The 16,932-nt window shown below is 57.4% G+C and carries 12 protein-coding genes; 10 read left to right on the forward strand and 2 right to left on the reverse strand.

All coding sequences use genetic code 11. The annotated features are described in order from the left end of the window. Nucleotides 1–75 precede the first annotated feature (75 nt). The 3 genes from nuoL to H8B15_RS16475 all read left to right on the forward strand — a co-directional run bounded on the left by nuoL (nt 76) and on the right by H8B15_RS16475 (nt 5,095). Nucleotides 76–2,028 (forward strand): NADH-quinone oxidoreductase subunit L, encoded by a 1,953-nt coding sequence (nuoL, locus tag H8B15_RS16465; protein ID WP_187320747.1) that lies wholly within the window; start codon nt 76–78, stop codon nt 2,026–2,028. Between the two features lie 109 nt (nt 2,029–2,137). Beyond that, a complete protein-coding gene (locus H8B15_RS16470) occupies nt 2,138–3,604 on the forward strand; it encodes a complex I subunit 4 family protein (RefSeq protein ID WP_187320748.1) in 1,467 nt (488 codons plus the stop codon). Nucleotides 3,605–3,703: 99 nt separating this feature from the next. Further along, nucleotides 3,704–5,095, forward strand: coding sequence for an NADH-quinone oxidoreductase subunit N (locus H8B15_RS16475; RefSeq protein ID WP_187320749.1), 1,392 nt, complete (start codon nt 3,704–3,706; stop codon nt 5,093–5,095). A 135-nt stretch (nt 5,096–5,230) separates the two neighbouring features. Here H8B15_RS16475 and H8B15_RS16480 read toward each other — a convergent pair whose 3' ends face one another. Beyond that, nucleotides 5,231–6,040 carry a 3'-5' exonuclease gene (locus tag H8B15_RS16480; protein WP_187320750.1) on the reverse strand — a complete coding sequence of 270 codons (810 nt, stop codon included), beginning with the start codon at nt 6,038–6,040 and terminating at the stop codon, nt 5,231–5,233. Between the two features lie 534 nt (nt 6,041–6,574). Here H8B15_RS16480 and H8B15_RS16485 point away from each other — a divergent pair. The 3 genes from H8B15_RS16485 to H8B15_RS16495 all read left to right on the forward strand — a co-directional run bounded on the left by H8B15_RS16485 (nt 6,575) and on the right by H8B15_RS16495 (nt 8,823). Then, the gene (locus tag H8B15_RS16485; RefSeq protein ID WP_187320751.1) at nt 6,575–8,089 is read left to right on the forward strand and encodes a DUF4394 domain-containing protein; all 1,515 of its coding nucleotides are present in this window, start codon (nt 6,575–6,577) and stop codon (nt 8,087–8,089) included. 114 nt (nt 8,090–8,203) lie between these two features. Then, complete coding sequence (locus tag H8B15_RS16490; RefSeq protein ID WP_187320752.1) at nt 8,204–8,437, forward strand: hypothetical protein; 234 nt, start codon at nt 8,204–8,206, stop codon at nt 8,435–8,437. 35 nt (nt 8,438–8,472) lie between these two features. After that, nucleotides 8,473–8,823 carry an HNH endonuclease gene (locus tag H8B15_RS16495; RefSeq protein WP_343069175.1) on the forward strand — a complete coding sequence of 117 codons (351 nt, stop codon included), beginning with the start codon at nt 8,473–8,475 and terminating at the stop codon, nt 8,821–8,823. Nucleotides 8,824–8,874: 51 nt separating this feature from the next. On the opposite strand, the gene aspS is transcribed toward H8B15_RS16495, so the two are convergent. Continuing rightward, a complete protein-coding gene (gene aspS / locus H8B15_RS16500; protein WP_187320754.1) occupies nt 8,875–10,638 on the reverse strand; it encodes an aspartate--tRNA ligase in 1,764 nt (587 codons plus the stop codon). Nucleotides 10,639–10,848: 210 nt separating this feature from the next. Here aspS and H8B15_RS16505 point away from each other — a divergent pair, with 210 nt between their 5' ends. From H8B15_RS16505 to H8B15_RS16520, 4 genes are all read left to right on the forward strand, one after another. Beyond that, nucleotides 10,849–11,745, forward strand: coding sequence for an ABC transporter ATP-binding protein (locus H8B15_RS16505; RefSeq protein WP_187320755.1), 897 nt, complete (start codon nt 10,849–10,851; stop codon nt 11,743–11,745). A gap of 189 nt (nt 11,746–11,934) precedes the next feature. After that, nucleotides 11,935–15,555 carry an ABC transporter permease/M1 family aminopeptidase gene (locus H8B15_RS16510; protein WP_187320756.1) on the forward strand — a complete coding sequence of 1,207 codons (3,621 nt, stop codon included), beginning with the start codon at nt 11,935–11,937 and terminating at the stop codon, nt 15,553–15,555. Nucleotides 15,556–15,791: 236 nt separating this feature from the next. Continuing rightward, complete coding sequence (locus H8B15_RS16515; protein WP_187320757.1) at nt 15,792–16,250, forward strand: hypothetical protein; 459 nt, start codon at nt 15,792–15,794, stop codon at nt 16,248–16,250. Nucleotides 16,251–16,340: 90 nt separating this feature from the next. After that, a complete protein-coding gene (locus H8B15_RS16520) occupies nt 16,341–16,880 on the forward strand; it encodes a hypothetical protein (RefSeq protein WP_187320758.1) in 540 nt (179 codons plus the stop codon). Nucleotides 16,881–16,932 lie beyond the last annotated feature (52 nt).

A 16,932-nucleotide genomic window follows, 5' to 3' on the forward strand; every position in this document is an offset into this window, starting at 1 on the left:
CTTTCGCTGATTTTTGAACGCTAAATTCCAACAAATCCAAGACCCTAAGACCCAAAGACCCCAAGACCCTAACACATGCAAGAAACTGTACTACCCCTTCACGGAGCCCCGCACGCCACGCTGCTGTACGTGCTGATTCCGCTGCTGCCGTTTCTGGGTTTTCTGATCAATGGCCTGATGAACCGGCGCTTGTCGGGCACGGCGGCCGGGGCGCTGGGCAGCCTCATGGTGCTAGGCTCCTTCCTGATTTCCTGCTACCTGTTTGCCACGTTTGAGTACCAATACACGGTGCCGCTGTTCGACTGGATTTCGGTGGGCTCCCTGCAAATTCCGTTTTCCTACCAGGTCGATCAGCTGAGCCTGATTATGCTGCTGCTGGTGACGGGGATAGGCTTCCTGATTCACGTGTACAGCATCGGCTACATGCACCACGACGAGAACGTGGGCAAGTTTTTCGCCTTCCTGAACCTGTTCGTGTTCAGCATGCTAGTGCTGGTGTTGGGTTCCAACTTCGTCATTCTATTCGTGGGCTGGGAAGGCGTGGGGCTATGCTCCTACCTGCTTATCGGGTTTTGGAACAAGGAAACCGCTAACAACAACGCCGCCAAGAAAGCCTTTATCATCAACCGGGTAGGCGACCTGGGTTTCCTGCTCGGCATCTTCCTGATTTACCTGACTTTCAACTCGGTACAATACGCCGAGGTATTTCAGAAAGCCAGCCTGGGTCAGTTTGGCCCCTACTCGGTGGCGGTAGTTACGGCCATTACCCTGCTGCTGTTTGTGGGCGCGGCCGGCAAGTCGGCTCAGATTCCGCTCTACACCTGGCTGCCCGACGCTATGGCCGGCCCTACCCCCGTATCGGCCCTCATTCACGCCGCTACCATGGTAACGGCAGGTATCTACATGGTGCTGCGCGCCAACGTGCTATTCACGCTGGCCCCCGAAACGTTGGAGGTTATAGCAGTTATTGGTGCGGCTACGGCGCTGTTTGCGGCTACCATTGGTTTGGCGCAAAATGACATCAAGAAGGTACTGGCTTACTCTACGGTGTCGCAGCTGGGCTATATGTTCCTGGCGCTGGGCGTGATGGGATATTCTACCTCGCTGTTCCACGTACTCACGCACGCGTTCTTCAAGGCGCTGCTATTCCTGGGTGCCGGCTCCGTGATTCACGCCATGAGCAACGAGCAGGACATTCGTCGCATGGGCGGCCTGCGCAAGGCCCTACCCGTTACATTTGCTACATTCCTCATCGGCTGCCTGGCTATTTCGGGCATTCCGCCTTTCTCGGGTTTCTTCTCGAAGGATGAGATTTTGAGCCACGTGTATGAGCACAGCAAAGTGCTGTATGCCGTTGGTCTGTTTACGGCCTTCCTGACGGCCTTCTACATGTTCCGTCTATTGTTCCTCACGTTCTTCGGCGAGTTCCGCGGTACGGAGGAGCAGAAGCACCACCTACATGAGTCGCCGGCCAGCATGACGCTGCCGCTGATTGTATTGGCTATTCTAGCAGCTATAGGCGGCTTTATGGGGGCACCCATGCTGCTCGGTGGCAAGCACTACCTTGCCGACTACCTCGCGCCCATCTTCACCTATTCGCAGCGCCTCAACCCGGCCGCTTTCGGTCAGGAGCCCGACCACAACACGGAGCTGATGCTGATTGGCCTCTCGGTGGCGGCAGCCGTGCTGGGCATTGTACTGGCCTATGTGCAGTACGTGAGCCGTGGCGCCCGCCCCGCCGAGGACGACGCCCAGCGCTCGGCCCCGGAAAACCTGGTCTACCACAAATACTACATCGACGAGCTGTACAACGCCCTGTTCGTGCGGCCCATCATGTGGCTCTCGCGTGGCCTCTACCGCTTCGTAGAGCAGAGCATCATCGACCCCATCGTGAACGGTTTCGGCCGCGTTACCCTCGGCGGCAGCCAGCTGCTGCGCTACGTGCAAACCGGCTCGGTGGAAACCTACCTGATTCTAATGGTAGTCGGGATTGTGCTGGTATTGGTGCTGAATTTCGTGCGCTTCTAAAACGCTCATTTCCACTTCATTCCTACGCAGCTTTTCGCCTCATATAGTAGTAAACTGCTGACTTATCGCTCCTTGTTTCAGAGCGCCTTAAGAACAACCTGATTAGCTAATGCTCACCGTCTTTCTCCTACTCTGGCCCGTGGCGGCTGCTTTACTGCTGCACTTCTTTAAAGGGGGCGCGGCCCGCGTGGTAGCCTTGGGCGCGGCGCTAGTTGAACTGGCGGTAGCCGCGTTTGCCGCCGTTGTGTCGCGTGGCAACGTCAGCGGGCAGTTCGATGTCAACTACCAGTGGGTAGCCTCGGCCGGCATCAATTTCCACGTGGGCATGGATGGCTTGAGCGTGCTGCTGGTGCTGCTCACGACATTTCTGGTGCCCGTGATTCTGCTGGCTGCCTTCCGCCGCGAGTACGAAAACCCCTCGTCGCTGTACGCGCTGGTGCTATTTATGCAAACCGGGCTGGTAGGCGTGTTCGTGTCGTTGGACGCTTTCTTGTTCTACTTCTTCTGGGAGGTGGCGCTTATTCCGATTTACTTCATTGCCGGCGTGTGGGGCGGCGAACGGCGCGTACAGGTCACGTTCAAGTTTTTCCTCTACACCATCATCGGCTCGCTGTTTATGTTGGCGGGCTTCGTGTACCTCTACTTCCAAACCGGCCCGGCCGCGTCGGGACTGGCGCAGCACACCTCGGAGCTATCGGCTTTTTACAATCTGAACCTAAGCAGCAGCGAGCAGTCGTGGCTGTTTTGGCTGATTTTTGCGGCCTTCGCCGTGAAGATGCCCATCTTCCCCTTCCATACCTGGCAGCCTGATACCTACACTGAGTCGCCCACGGTGGCTACCATGCTGCTCTCGGGTATCATGCTGAAAATGGGCGTGTACGGCGTGATGCGCTGGCTTCTACCCGTTGTACCTTACGGTGTAAGTCAGTGGCAGCCGCTGGTGCTAATCTTGTCCGTTATCGGCATTGTGTACGGCGCTATCATCGCTATTCGTCAGCAGGATATCAAGCGCCTGATTGCCTACTCTTCGTTTTCGCACGTAGGGCTGATGGCAGCGGGCATATTTTCGCTCACCCAAACCGGTATGCAAGGGGCCGTCATTCAGATGCTGGCCCACGGCGTGAACGTAGTAGGCCTGTTCTTCGCTGCTGATGTGATTGAGCGCCGCACCGGCACCCGCAATATTGCTGACCTCGGCGGCCTTACACGCCGCACGCCCTTACTCACTGTCACGTTCCTAGTGGTGTTACTAGGCTCAGCAGCACTACCCCTCACCAGCGGTTTCGTGGGCGAGTTCCTGCTGCTGGCAGGCGTATATGAGTACAACGCCTGGATGGGCGCAGTAGCGGGCCTCACGGTCATCTTTGCTGCGGTGTACTTGCTGCGCATGTTCCAGCGCGTAATGCTGGGGCCGGATTCAAGCTTCACTTCCACCATTACTGACCTGAGCGGCGCCGAACTGGCCGTGATGGTACCGCTGGTGGTACTGGTTTTCTGGATTGGCCTGTTCCCCAATACCTTTCTGCATATCTCGGAGCCAGCGGTGATGCAGCTGCTGAATATCGTGAAACGATAGGTACTTTTTGGCTGCTGGCCACTCGCTGTTAGCTGGTAGCTAACCGTGCAACGACAAAAGCTAGCAGCCAACAGCTAATAGCTAATAGCTTCTCATCCCATGACTTCTCTCATTATACTTTCCGTTTTCGGCATCATTAACCTGTTCCTAGGCTTTCTGCGCTCCAACAAGCTGCTGATGCCCCTGGCGATGCTGGTGCTGGTCATTGTATTTGGGGCCAATGCCTACGACTGGAGCCTGGGTACGCAAAGCTTCTTCAGCGAAATGCTGGTGGTGGACCGCTACACAGTAGCCTTCACGGGCATTGTGGTCCTGACCACGCTGTTGCTTCTACCCTTCTCCGAGAAATACGTGCGCGAGGGCGAAGCCAATCTGGCTGAGTACTATTCGTTGCTGCTGTTTGCCCTGGTAGGCGCCATCATGATGGTGGCTTACAACAATATGCTGATGCTATTTATTGGCATCGAAATTCTGAGCATCTCCATGTATGTAGTAGCTGGCGCCGACAAACGCAATGCTCGTTCCAACGAAGCGGCCCTCAAGTACTTCCTGATGGGTGCTTTCGCTACGGGCATTCTGCTGTTTGGGGTGGCGCTGGTGTATGGCGCTACGGGCACGTTCTACCTTTCTCAACTAGGCGCTGCTATTGCCAATCCGGCCAACGCCGAATTCACGCCGATGCTCTACATCGGTATTTTGCTGATTATCATCGGTATTAGCTTCAAGGTAGGCGCGGCCCCTTTCCACTTCTGGACGCCCGATGTGTACGAGGGTAGCCCTACCTTCTTCACGGCCTATATGAGCACGGTGGTGAAAACAGCTGGTTTCGCAGCATTTTTCAAACTACTGCTTGTTGGTTTCGGTGGGGCACAGTCGTTCTGGATGCCTACCGTACTGGCTATTACTATCCTAACGCTACTAATTGGCAACCTGGGCGCTGTGGCCCAAACCAGCGTGAAGCGCATGCTGGCCTACTCTAGCATTTCGCACGCTGGCTACCTGTTCATTGCCCTGGTAGCGTTCGACCAAAACCTGTCGGCCAACGGCATTTTCTTCTATTCGCTGGCTTATTCAGTGGCTACGGTATCAGCCTTCGCGGTGCTGAAGCTGGTAGCCGACCAGCGCCAGCGCGAGGACTATGACGGGCTGGGTGGCCTGTACCGCACGAATCCGCTGCTGGCTGGGTGCCTTACCATTTCGATGCTTTCATTGGCGGGCATTCCGCTCACGGGAGGCTTTTTTGGGAAGTTCTTCGTGTTCTCGGCAGCTGTTAGCCAAGGCTATATTGGGCTCGTGGTGTTTGCGCTGGTGATGTCGATGGTTAGCATCTATTACTATTTGCGCCCCGTTATTGCGGCCTACCTGCGGCCGCTGCCGGTGAATGCGCAGCCGGTATATGTCAGCAGCTTTCAGTCGGTGATGCTGGTGGTGCTGGCGATACTCACGGTGGTGCTGGGTGTGCTGCCCGGTTTGGTAAGCGGGCTGCTATAGACATGTTTTAAGCATAAAAAGCGTGTCATCCTGACGAAGGAAGCACCTTATCACGGGAGAACGAGTCGTTGGTACGATGGTGTTTCTTCCGTGATAAGGTGCTTCCTTCGTCAGGATGACACGCTTTTTTCCTACCTATGCCACCTGCATTTTCACATCGGGCCAAGGCATATGGGTCAGTTGCACCGTCGACCATAGCTCCCGCTGGCCGCTGAGATGCAGCAGCACGCGGGCGGTGGTTTCCACGTCTTTCTGGCAGTAGGTGACGATGCGCGCCAGGTTCTTTTCCTTCCAGTATACCTCTCCTACCTGCGAGCCGTCGATATCGTCTTTGGGCGACGGAATATTGAAAGCGCCGGCCAGCAGGGCCAGGGAGGTGTAGCCTTTGTTGTCGCCAAACTTCCACATGTCCATAGTATCGAGCAGGTGGGGCAGGTCCCAGGGCTTGTAGCCGGCAATGTCGAGCATGGGGGGTAGGGAGATGCCGCAGATGACCATGCGGCGGCCCAGGTAGGCGTAGTCGAACTCGCGGCCGTTGTGGGCGCACAGGAAGTAGCCATCGGGGGAGGAGCCAGGGAAGCGGCTGCGCAGGTCGCCGAAGGGCTTGTGGCGGTCCAGTAGGTTGGCAAAGCCTTTCAGCACTACGCACTCGTCGTCGTCGGCAAAAGACTTCACCCGGAACTCCAGCGTCTCGTCGGGCAGCATCCGGAAGAAGCCCACCGAGATGCACACAATTTTGCCGAACTCAGCATATAGCCCCGCGTTGCCGAACAGCTCGCTGGTGGTTTTGCCCTCCGTGATTTCGCGCTGGTGCCGCTTGCCGCAAAACTTATCCCAGAGCGCCTGCCGCTCGGTGCTGAGTTTGCTATGGCAATCTTCGCAGGGAACTGTTTCTATATCAACGAGAAAAACCTTTGTCAGGTCGACGTGGCGGAGGGCATTCATACCGGCCGGGGATTATAGGGTAGGGAGACTACTGCCGAAGATAGGAGTTTCGGGCTGATAGAGCCTAATCGACCTCAGTGCGACACGACAGCTTGTGCTACTGCCTATACACGAAAGAGAAATGGAACTAGCATATCACCGATACACCAAATGCTACGGCTAACACAAACTCTATTGGCTCGTTGGCGGGTAGCAAAGTAGGAGCAGCATACCCGGTAGCCCGCCGCCAAAAAATGGCCGCCCGACCAAGTGATGCGTTTTTGTCCACTCGGTTCTACTTTGCAGCGTTCAGGGGTGTGCACGCTCGTAAGTTGGTAGGTTTCGCCTAGTGAGATGGTCTCTATCAGTAGAACCAACAGGCACAGGGTCAGTAGCAATTTTGCTACTATAGGGTAAATTAAAATGCTTTAATTTAGATTTAACTTCCTTTTAATTCCTGTATATCAACATGTTACAAGTATATAGACAATGATCCAATCTGAACACTAGCAGGCACCGTAAGGCTGGGATAGTACACTAAATAACCCTAGCACAATGAAACAATCCTTTCTAAAAACTGCCGGCACGCTGGCTTTAGCACTCGGTCTGTCAGGCATGTTCACCGCCTGCAACGACGACTCTGACGACCCCACCGTCAATAAAATTGACTTAGAATTTAAGGCCCTTACCGATAACAACCAGTTGCTGTCGCTAAACACCAATGATGCAGACGAATCACCCGCACCCATTACTATCACGGGTCTACAAAGTGGTGAGAAGATCATGAGCATCGACTACCGTCCTGCCACCGGCCAGCTCTACGGGTTGGGCAGCACCAGCCGCCTGTACGTTATCAATCCCGCTACCGGCGCGGCCCGCATGGTAGGTAGTGCCCCCTTTGTGCCTGCTATAAATGGCACGATGGCCACCATCGACTTTAACCCCACTGTAGACCGCTTACGCCTGGTAACCAACACTGGTCAGAACCTGCGCCTGAACCCTGAAACCGGTGGCGTAGTAGCAACCGATGGCAGTATCAACGGTGTAACCAACGCGGCCATTTCGGCCGTGGCCTACACCAATTCGGTATCGGGCACCAGCACAACGACACTCTTCGACATTGACCCGGCCACCGACCGCCTGTACCGGCAGGACCCGCCCAACGACGGCACGCTGGTAGCCATCGGTGACCTGGGCGTGAACGTGACGGGCATGAGTGGTTTCGATATTGCAGCTGGCACCAACGACGCACTTGCGGCTCTAACCGTAGACAACCGCTCGGGCCTGTACAAGATTGACCTGACCTCGGGCCGCGCCACACGCTACGACGAGTTTGATGACGACAACAACATCATTGGGCTGGCTATTCCTACCCAAGCGGTAGCTTATGGTGTAGATACCAACAACAATTTTATCACCTTTAACCCCGCCAGCCCCCAAACGCAGGTATCGAAGCCGATTACCGGCGTGCAGAGCGGCGAGCAGATTGTGGGCCTGGACATGCGTCCCGTTAACGGTCAGCTTTACGGATTGGGTAGCACGAACCGTCTGTATACCATTAATATGTCGTCTGGCGTAGCTACGGTAGTGGGTACTGTGCTTCTACCCCTCACGGGTGCCGAGTTTGGCTTTGACTTCAATCCGACCGTAGACCGTATTCGCATTGTAAGCAACACCGGCGTGAACCTGCGCGTGAACCCAATTGATGGTACGGCCATTGTAGATGGCCCGCTGAACCCTGGTACGCCTAGCGTAACGGCAGCTGCTTATAACAACAACTCTATCGGCGCTGGCCCCACGGTTCTCTTTACGATTGACTCGAATACCGACCAACTCTATCGCCAAGAGCCACCCAACAACGGTACCCTGGTAGCCGTGGGCGCGCTGGGCGTGAATACGACCGGCACAAACGGCTTTGACATTGGCGGCACCAGCGGCACCGGCTTTGCCGTGCTCACGGTAGGCACCAGCGCCAGCGTGTACACCATCAACCTGACCTCTGGCGCCGCCACCAAGGGCGCCGACCTCCCTACTCCCCTGCGCGCTATGGCCGTGGGTCTGGGTTTCTAAGCAGCGTTTTGTTGTAAACCGCACGTAAAAAAGCGGCGCCTGAAGTATCGGGCGCCGCTTTCTGTATATACATGTAGGATACCGTATACCCCGTCATTTCTCTATCTTGCTTCTATGAGTCGCGCTTACGAAGAAATTGTTGATTGGCTGGCTGGGGGCTTCACTCCGGCCGCACTACTAGCCTACCGTCCGTCAGAGGCCGTGCGGGAGCGGGTGGCTGATCTTATTTACAGAGAAAAAAACGCAGCATTATCGGCTGCTGAGTCTACGGAATTAGCGCATTATATGCAACTAGAGCATCTATTGCGTTTGGCAAAAGCCCGCGCCCGACATCGGCTGGCGGCGTGAGTAGCACTTATATAAACGCTGCTTTACGCCGACTGGTGGCATCGCGGGCTGGCATACACTGTGAATATTGCCACATCCAGGAGGACGATACATTCCTGGGATGTCAAGTGGATCACATCATCAGTGAAAAACATGGTGGGCTTACTGTAGCAGAAAATTTGGCTTACGCCTGTACTTTCTGCAATCGAAATAAGGGTAGCGATATTGCTTCTTTGGCAGCAGATGGTACGCTAACGCGGTTATTCAACCCCCCCACGGATGATTGGGCCAGCCATTTTTCTATCGTAGGATTCGCGGTTCAGGGCTTGACTCCTATAGGAGAAGTGACTGCGCGGCTGCTTGGCTTTAACACTCCTGAGCGGCTGTTAGAGCGCGAAGCCTTATAATAAAAAGCGGCGCCTGATACCTCAGGCGCCGCTTTTTATTATAAGTAGCTACTACTTCCCTACCACATCCGTCTTGATACTCAACTCCTTCAGCTGCGCCCCGGAAATCTCGGAAGGCGAGTCAATCATCACGTCCCTACCCGAGTTATTTTTGGGGAAGGCGATGAAGTCGCGGATGGAGTCGGCGCCGCCGAAGAGGCTGCACAGGCGGTCGAAGCCGAAGGCGATGCCGCCGTGGGGCGGGGCGCCGTACTCGAAGGCGTCGAGCAGGAAGCCGAACTGCGCCTGCGCTTCCTCGGGGCTGAAACCCAGCAGGCTAAACATCTGGGCCTGCACGGCGCGGTCGTGGATGCGGATGGAGCCGCCCCCTACCTCTACCCCGTTAATCACCATATCATAAGCGTTGGCGCGGGCCTGGCCGATGGTTTCGGGGTTGTCGAGTAGGGCCACGTCCTCGGGCTTGGGCGAGGTGAAGGGGTGGTGCATAGCGAAGTAGCGGCCTTCTTCCTCTATGTATTCCAGCAGCGGGAAGTTTACTACCCACAGCGCCGAGAAGGTATCCTTGTCGCGCAGACCGAGGCGCTGGCCCATTTCCAGGCGCAGTTCGCTTAGGGCTTTGCGGGTTTTGTCGGCGGGGCCGGCCAGGATCAGTAGCAGGTCGCCTTCGTTGGCGTTGAACGCGGCTTTCCACTTTTGCAGCTCCTCTTGGGAGTAGAACTTATCGACCGACGACTTCACCTGCCCACCAGCTTCTACGCGGGCGTACACCAGACCGGTGGCGCCTAGCTGGGGGCGCTTCACAAATTCCGTCAGCTCGTCGAGCTGCTTGCGGGTGTAGGCGGCGCAGCTCATGGCGTTGATGCCTACTACCAGCTCGGCGTTGTCAAACACCGGGAAACCCTGGCCTTTCACCACATCGTTCAGCTCCACAAACTTCATTTCGAAGCGCGTGTCGGGCTTGTCGTTGCCGTAGTAGCGCATGGCATCGGCGTACTCCATGCGGGGCAGCTTGCCGATTTCCAGGCCCTTCACCTCTTTAAAGAGGTATTGCACCAAGCCTTCGAAGGTGTTCAGGATGTCTTCCTGCTCCACGAACGCCATTTCGCAGTCAATCTGCGTGAACTCGGGCTGGCGGTCGGCGCGCAGGTCTTCGTCGCGGAAGCACTTCACAATCTGGAAGTAGCGGTCGAAGCCCGATACCATCAGGAGCTGCTTGAAGGTTTGGGGCGACTGGGGTAGGGCGTAAAACTCGCCGGGGTTCATGCGCGAGGGCACCACAAAGTCGCGGGCGCCTTCGGGCGTGCTTTTGATGAGCACAGGCGTTTCTACCTCAATGAACTGCTGCGCATCGAGGTAGCGGCGCACGGCCTGGGCCATGCGGTGGCGCAGCATCAGGTTTTGGCGCACGGGCGTGCGGCGCAGGTCCAGGTAGCGGTACTTCATGCGCAGGTCGTCGCCGCCGTCGGTGTCGTCTTCGATGAGGAAGGGCGGCAGCTTGGCCGGGTTCAGCACCTCCAGGCTCTCCACCCGAATTTCGATGTCGCCGGTGGGCATCTTGTCGTTTTTGGAGTAGCGCTCGGCCACTTTGCCCGTCACCTGAATCACAAACTCGCGGCCCAGCTCGCGGGCGGCTTCGCGCAGGGTTTCGGCTTCCTGGCCTTCTTCCAGCGTGAGCTGCGTGATGCCGTACCGGTCGCGCAAATCAATCCAGAAAATGCCGCCTTTGTCGCGGGTGCGCTGCACCCAGCCAACGAGCGTTACAGTTTGACCAGCATTTTCGAGGCGAAGTTCGCCATTGGTGTGCGTACGAAGCATAGTGGTAATGTTTTACGGTTGCGAAGGTAAAACGAATTTCTCGCAGAGGTGCGCGGAGATAGGCGCAGAGGTGCGCAGAGTGTAACGACGGCTGACGTTAGAACTCTGCGCTTACCTCCGCGCACCTCTGCGAGAAATAACCTTCGCCCACGCAACTTCTATAGCACTTTCTCTATCTTATCCACTGAATCTCTACTCCTTACCAATCAGATGGAACTTGTTATTGAGAACTTATCCAAGACCTACGCCAACGGTGTACGCGCCCTGCAAAACGTATCCTTGCGCATCCCCACGGGCATGTTTGGCCTGCTCGGCCCGAATGGCGCCGGCAAATCGTCGCTGATGCGCACCATTGCTACCCTGCAAGAAGCCGACAGCGGCAGCATTACGCTGGGCGATATTGATGTGCTGCGCGACAAAGACGCCGTGCGCCGGGTGCTGGGCTACCTGCCGCAGGAGTTCGGTGTATATCCCAAGATTTCAGCTGAACAGCTACTCGACCATTTCGCCGTGCTCAAAGGCCTCAGCGACAGCAAGCAGCGGCGCGAGGTAGTGCACGGCCTGCTCCAGCGCACCAACCTCTACGAAGTGCGCAAGAAAAACCTGGGCGGCTACTCCGGCGGCATGAAGCAGCGCTTCGGCATTGCGCAGGCGTTGCTCGGCAATCCGCGCCTGATTATCGTGGATGAGCCCACCGCCGGCCTCGACCCGGCCGAGCGCAACCGCTTCCACAACCTGCTGGCCGAAATTGGGGAGAACATCATCGTGATTCTGAGCACGCACATCGTATCCGACGTGAGCGACCTGTGCCGCAACATGGCCATCATCAACAAAGGCCAGGTGCTACTCACTGGCGACCCGCTGCTGGTAATGCAGGAACTGAACGGCCAACTCTGGCGCCGCACCATCGACAAGGAGCTGCTACCTACCCTGCAACAGCAGCAGCAGGTGATTTCGACGCGCCTGTTTGCCGGCCGCACCATCGTGCACGTGGTCAGCGACGCGCAGCCGGGACCAGACTACGAGGGTATCACCCCTACCCTGGAAGACGTGTATTTCGCCCGCATCGCGCAGGCCGAGCGGCAGGCAGCCGTGGCAGAGAGCTAAAAATCTAGCTCCCCTCCTTTTTCAAATGTCGCGCATCAAGCGAGTGTGGGTTGGGGGTGGTTCAACTAGTGCTAGAAAACTAAAAACTAGCATCGTTCTGACGGTTTTACCACCCCGCCCTGCGGGCACCCCTCCTTAAAAAAGGAGGGGAACTAGATTAGCCTTCTTCACTTCTGACTTTCCTGCTTCATGTTTCTCGCTATCCTTCGCTTTGAACTGTGGTACCGGCTGCGGCGGCCGGCCACCTACATCTATTTCTTTATTCTTCTAGCCATCAGCCTATTGATGATGCTGATGACCGGCGGCTTTTTTGAGGGTGTCACGGCTTCGGTGGGCAACAGCAAGGTGTACATCAACTCGCCGTTCGCGCTCAACGGGCTGATTAGCGTGCTCACCATTGTGCCGGGTGTGCTCATTATTTCGGCTATGTTTGGGCCGGCCGTGCTGCGCGACTTCGACAGCCGCATGCACCCGCTGCTGTACACGTCGCCCATCAGCAAGGCCGGCTATTTGGGTGGGCGCTTCTTCGGTACGCTGCTCATTACCCTACTGGTGCTCAGCGGCATTGGGGTAGGGCTGTGGATAGGCACGCTGTTTCCGGGCGTCAACCCGACCAAGGTAGGGCCGTCGCAGGTGGGCGCCTACCTGATGCCCTACCTCACGTTTGTGCTGCCGAATACGCTGTTTGCCGGGGCTATTTTCTTTGTGCTGGCTACACTCACGCGGCAGGCCCTGAGTACTTATGTGGGCAGCATTATCTTTCTGGTGCTCTACTTCGTGGCCCAAAGTCAACTCTCCGACCTCGACAACAAAACCCTGGCTTCCCTGCTCGACCCCATGGGCAATGGGGCGCTGTCGCTGCTCACCAAGTACTGGACGCCCGCCGAGAAAAACACCCGCCTGATTACGCCTACCGGCCTGCTGGGCCTCAACCGCCTGCTGTGGCTGGGGGTAGGGCTGCTGCTGGTGGCGTTCTGCTACCTGCGGTTCCGGTTTGGGCAGAGCGTGGGCACGGTGCGTCTGCGCCGGCCGCGCCCCGAGGACATGGGCCGTGCCGTGCAGCCAGTGGGCACGCTGGTGCTACCCCAGGTGCAGCAGGATTTCGGCACGGGACAGCACCTACGGCAGTGGGCCCGCCTAACCTGGCAGGAGCTGCGCGACGTGCTGCGGAGCCCCTATTTTATTGCCATTGTGGTGGCGGGCCTGGCGTTTCTGCTCGCCTCGGCCCTGCAAATCGGCAAGATCTACGACACGCAGACCTACCCCGTTACCGAGCAGGTAATCGAGATTTTGTCGGGGTCGTTCACGCTGTTCTTGCTGGCTATCATCACCTTCTACGCCGGAGAGTTGGTCTGGCGCGAGCGGGACGCCCACATGAATCAACTCTACGACGCCCTACCCATCCCGAACTGGGTACCGCTTGCCTCCAAGCTGGCGGCCCTGCTGCTGGTGCCGGTGGTGTTGCTGGTAGTGGTGCTGGTGTTTGGCATCCTTACCCAGCTTTCGTATGGCTACTACCAGTTTGAAATCGGGCTGTATCTGCGCTGGCTGTTTGGGCTGAAGCTGCTGGACTACTGGCTGCTGGTGGTGCTGGCGGTAGTGGTGCAGGTGGTCGTCAACAACAAATACCTGGGCCACTTGGTGATGGTGCTCTACTACCTGTTTGTGGCCTTTTTGGCCGGGCAGGTAGGGCTGGAGCACAACCTGCTGCTCTACGGCTCTGACCCCGGCGTGAGCTACTCGGCGCTCAATGGCTTTGGGCACTTTATTGGGCCGTATTTTTGGTTTAAAAGCTACTGGGCGGCGCTGGCCGTGGTGCTGGCTGTCGGGGCCAACCTGCTGTGGGTGCGCGGCACCGAAACCACCTGGGCCACCCGGCAGCAGCTGGCGCAGCGGCGCTTCAGTACCCCGGTCAAAGTCACGCTCACGCTGGCCTTACTGGCGTTTGTGGGGCTGGGCGCGTGGATTTTCTACAACACAAACGTGCTCAATAAATACCGCACCGGCAAGCAGGACGAGCTGGACCGCGTGGCCTACGAAAAGCAGTACAAGCGCCTCCAGCGCCTACCCCAGCCGCGCATTGTGGCCGTGAATGTGCAGGTGGATCTGTTTCCGGAGCGGCAGGAGGCGCGGGCGCACGGCCAGTACTGGGTGCTGAATAAAACCCAGCAGCCCATCGACTCGGTGGTGCTGGACGTGCTGAACACGGCCCGCATCCGGAAGCTGCAAGCCGGCCCCGGCGCCCGTAACGTACTGGCCGACACTACCCAGGGCCTCTACGTGCAGCGCCTGCCCCGCCCCCTGGCCCCCGGCGACTCCCTTGCCCTCTCCTTCGACCTCTACTACCCGGCGCCGGGCTTCGAGAACCGTACGGGCCGTACGAGCATTGTGGAAAACGGCACCTTCATCAACAGCGCCATGATGCCCCACCTCGGTTACAGCGAGGGCAGTGAGCTGAGTGAGGAAAGCGCCCGCAAAAAGTACGGCCTCAAGCCCAAGCCGCGCATGCGCCCACTGGGCGACACGGCCGCCCGCCAGAACACCTACATTGCCCACGACGCCGACTGGGTACGCTTCGCGGCCACCGTGAGCACCGTGCCCGACCAGATTGCGCTGGCCCCAGGCTACCTGCAAAAGGAGTGGCAGGAGGGCGGCCGCCGCTACTTCCGCTACGCCATGGACGCGCCCATTCTGAACTTCTACTCGTTCCAATCGGCGCGCTACGCGGTGCGCCAGGCTAAGTGGAACAACGTGGACATCAGCATCTACTACCAACCCGGCCACGAGTACAACCTCGACCGCATGATTCGGGGCGTGAAGGATGGCTTGGCCTATTATTCCAAGAATTTCAGCCCCTACCAGCACCGGCAGGTGCGCATTGTGGAGTTTCCGGGGTACAGCAGCTTTGCTCAGTCGTTCCCCAACACGATTCCGTTTTCGGAGAACATCGGCTTTATTGCCAAAGTGGACACCACCAACCCCAACGACGTGGACTACCCCTACTACGTGACGGCCCACGAGGTGGCGCACCAGTGGTGGGCGCACCAGGTAATCGGGGCCGACGCCCAGGGCTCGACGCTGATGGTGGAAACGCTGGCACAGTACTCGGCGCTGATGGTAATGAAGCAGAAGTATGGCGAGGCCATGATGCGCAAGTTTCTGAAGTACGAAATGGACAGCTACCTGGGCGGCCGGGCACAGGAGCGTCGGGCCGAGCAGCCGCTGTATAAGGTAGAGAACCAGCAGTATATCCACTACCGCAAGGGCTCGGTGGTGATGTACGCCCTGGCCGACTACATCGGCGAGGACAAGGTGAACCAGGCGCTATCGGACTACATCAAGGAGGTGCAGTACCAGGAGCCGCCCTACACCACCTCGCTGGATCTGGTGCGCCACCTGCGCCAGGTCACGCCCGATTCGTTGCAGTACCTCATCACGGATATGTTTGAGCGCATCACGCTGTATGAGAACCGCGCCGATTCCGTGACGGCCCGCAAGCTACCCAACGGCCAGTACCGCGTAGACATGGTACTGAGCGCCAAGAAGGTATATGCCGACAGCCTCGGCAACGAAACGCCCGCCAAGAATATGAACGACCTCATCGACGTGGGCGTGCTGGCCCGCAAGAAAATCAACGGGCAGTGGCAGGATGTGACCCTGTACCGCCAGAAGCGCCGCTTCCGCCCCGGCACCACCCGCCTCAGCGTGACCGTACCCGAAAAGCCCGCCAAAGCCGGCATCGACCCTTTCAACTTACTGATTGATAGAACGCCGAGCGACAATCTGAAAGATGTGACGATTGAGAAGTAGAGGAATTCTTTCTTACTCCTGTCATCCTGAGCAGAGCGAAGGACCTTCTCACGTGAGAACGACTTGCGTAACAACGACTTGTTCACGCGTGAGAAGGTCCTTCGCTCCGCTCAGAATGACAGAAAGGATAAACGGGTAATAACAAATAATGCTTGGATAAACCACATTTGGCCCAACTTCTGCAAGTAGCCGGGAAACGACTTTGTTTTCCCGGCTACTTCTGTTTTTCCCTACCCATGAAACGTTCCGCCCTTCTGTCTCTCGCCGTTGCCTTCCTCACTGTTTCGGCCGTGCAGGCCCAAACTCCTACCAAAGTTAAAACCAAGACGAAGGCCGAAAACGGCACCGTCGTGAAAGCCAAAACCGACGTGGAGCCCCTTGTACTCGATGGGCCTATTAAGCGCGTGGAGACTCTTTCGGGCATTGATATATTTCCTACCTCCGACGGGCAGACGATTATGCTCAGCTTCACGCAGCAGTTCACCAAGCCCGGTACGCTGGTGATGACCAACTATAAGAATCAGCCTATTTACACCACGGCCCTCGATCCGCAGAACAACACGGGGCAGCCCGTGTCGCTGGGGCGCATTCCGGCGGGCACGTATTTGGTGGAGGCCAAAACCGGCAACTACGTGTACTGGAAGAAGGTGCGCGTGAAGTATCCTACCCTGGCTACTGCCAAAAAACGGCGCTAACGGAACGGCGCGGCACTAGTGCCGCGCCGTTTCTGTTCTTACCCTACTTTTGCCTTTACTATGATGCAAGCAACTCGTTTTCTTAGCCGCTTGGCTCCCTTACTTCTTTTAGTGGTGCTCACGGCTTTCGTGGCACCGCCCAAGCTGCGCAAAACCACCATTGCCAAGAACCTGACCGTGGGCGTGCCCGACACGTTCGCACCCCTACCCGACGACGGTATTGCGGCCAAGTTTCCGGCCCAGCGCCGCCCGCTGGGCGCGTTCAGCAACCCCAGCGGCCGCGTCGATTTCAGCGTGACGCAGAAGCCTACCTCCTTCAGCAACCGCGACTATGCCCTGCTGGTGAAGATTTATAAGGCCAGCATTCAGAACATGTATTCCAAGGTGCAGTTCCTGGCCGAAGACATTCGCACCATCAACAAGCGCGATTTTGTGGTGCTGGAGTTTGTGTCGACGGTGAACGACACGCGCCGGGGTGGCAACATGGCGCCCATTCTGCGCTACCAGCTGGTGCAATACGCCATCGAGGGCGACCAGCAATACATCTTCACCTTCACCGCCCCCGCCGACGAGCAGGCGCAGTGGCAACCCACCGCCCGCGAGGTGATGGAAAGTGTGGTGTTGAAGTAACGTTTCTTTACAAACAGTGCACAAAAAAGCCACTCCTTTGCAGGAGTGGCTT

Origin of the sequence: Hymenobacter citatus, assembly GCF_014333615.1 — a bacterium.
Taxonomy (GTDB): domain Bacteria; phylum Bacteroidota; class Bacteroidia; order Cytophagales; family Hymenobacteraceae; genus Hymenobacter; species Hymenobacter citatus.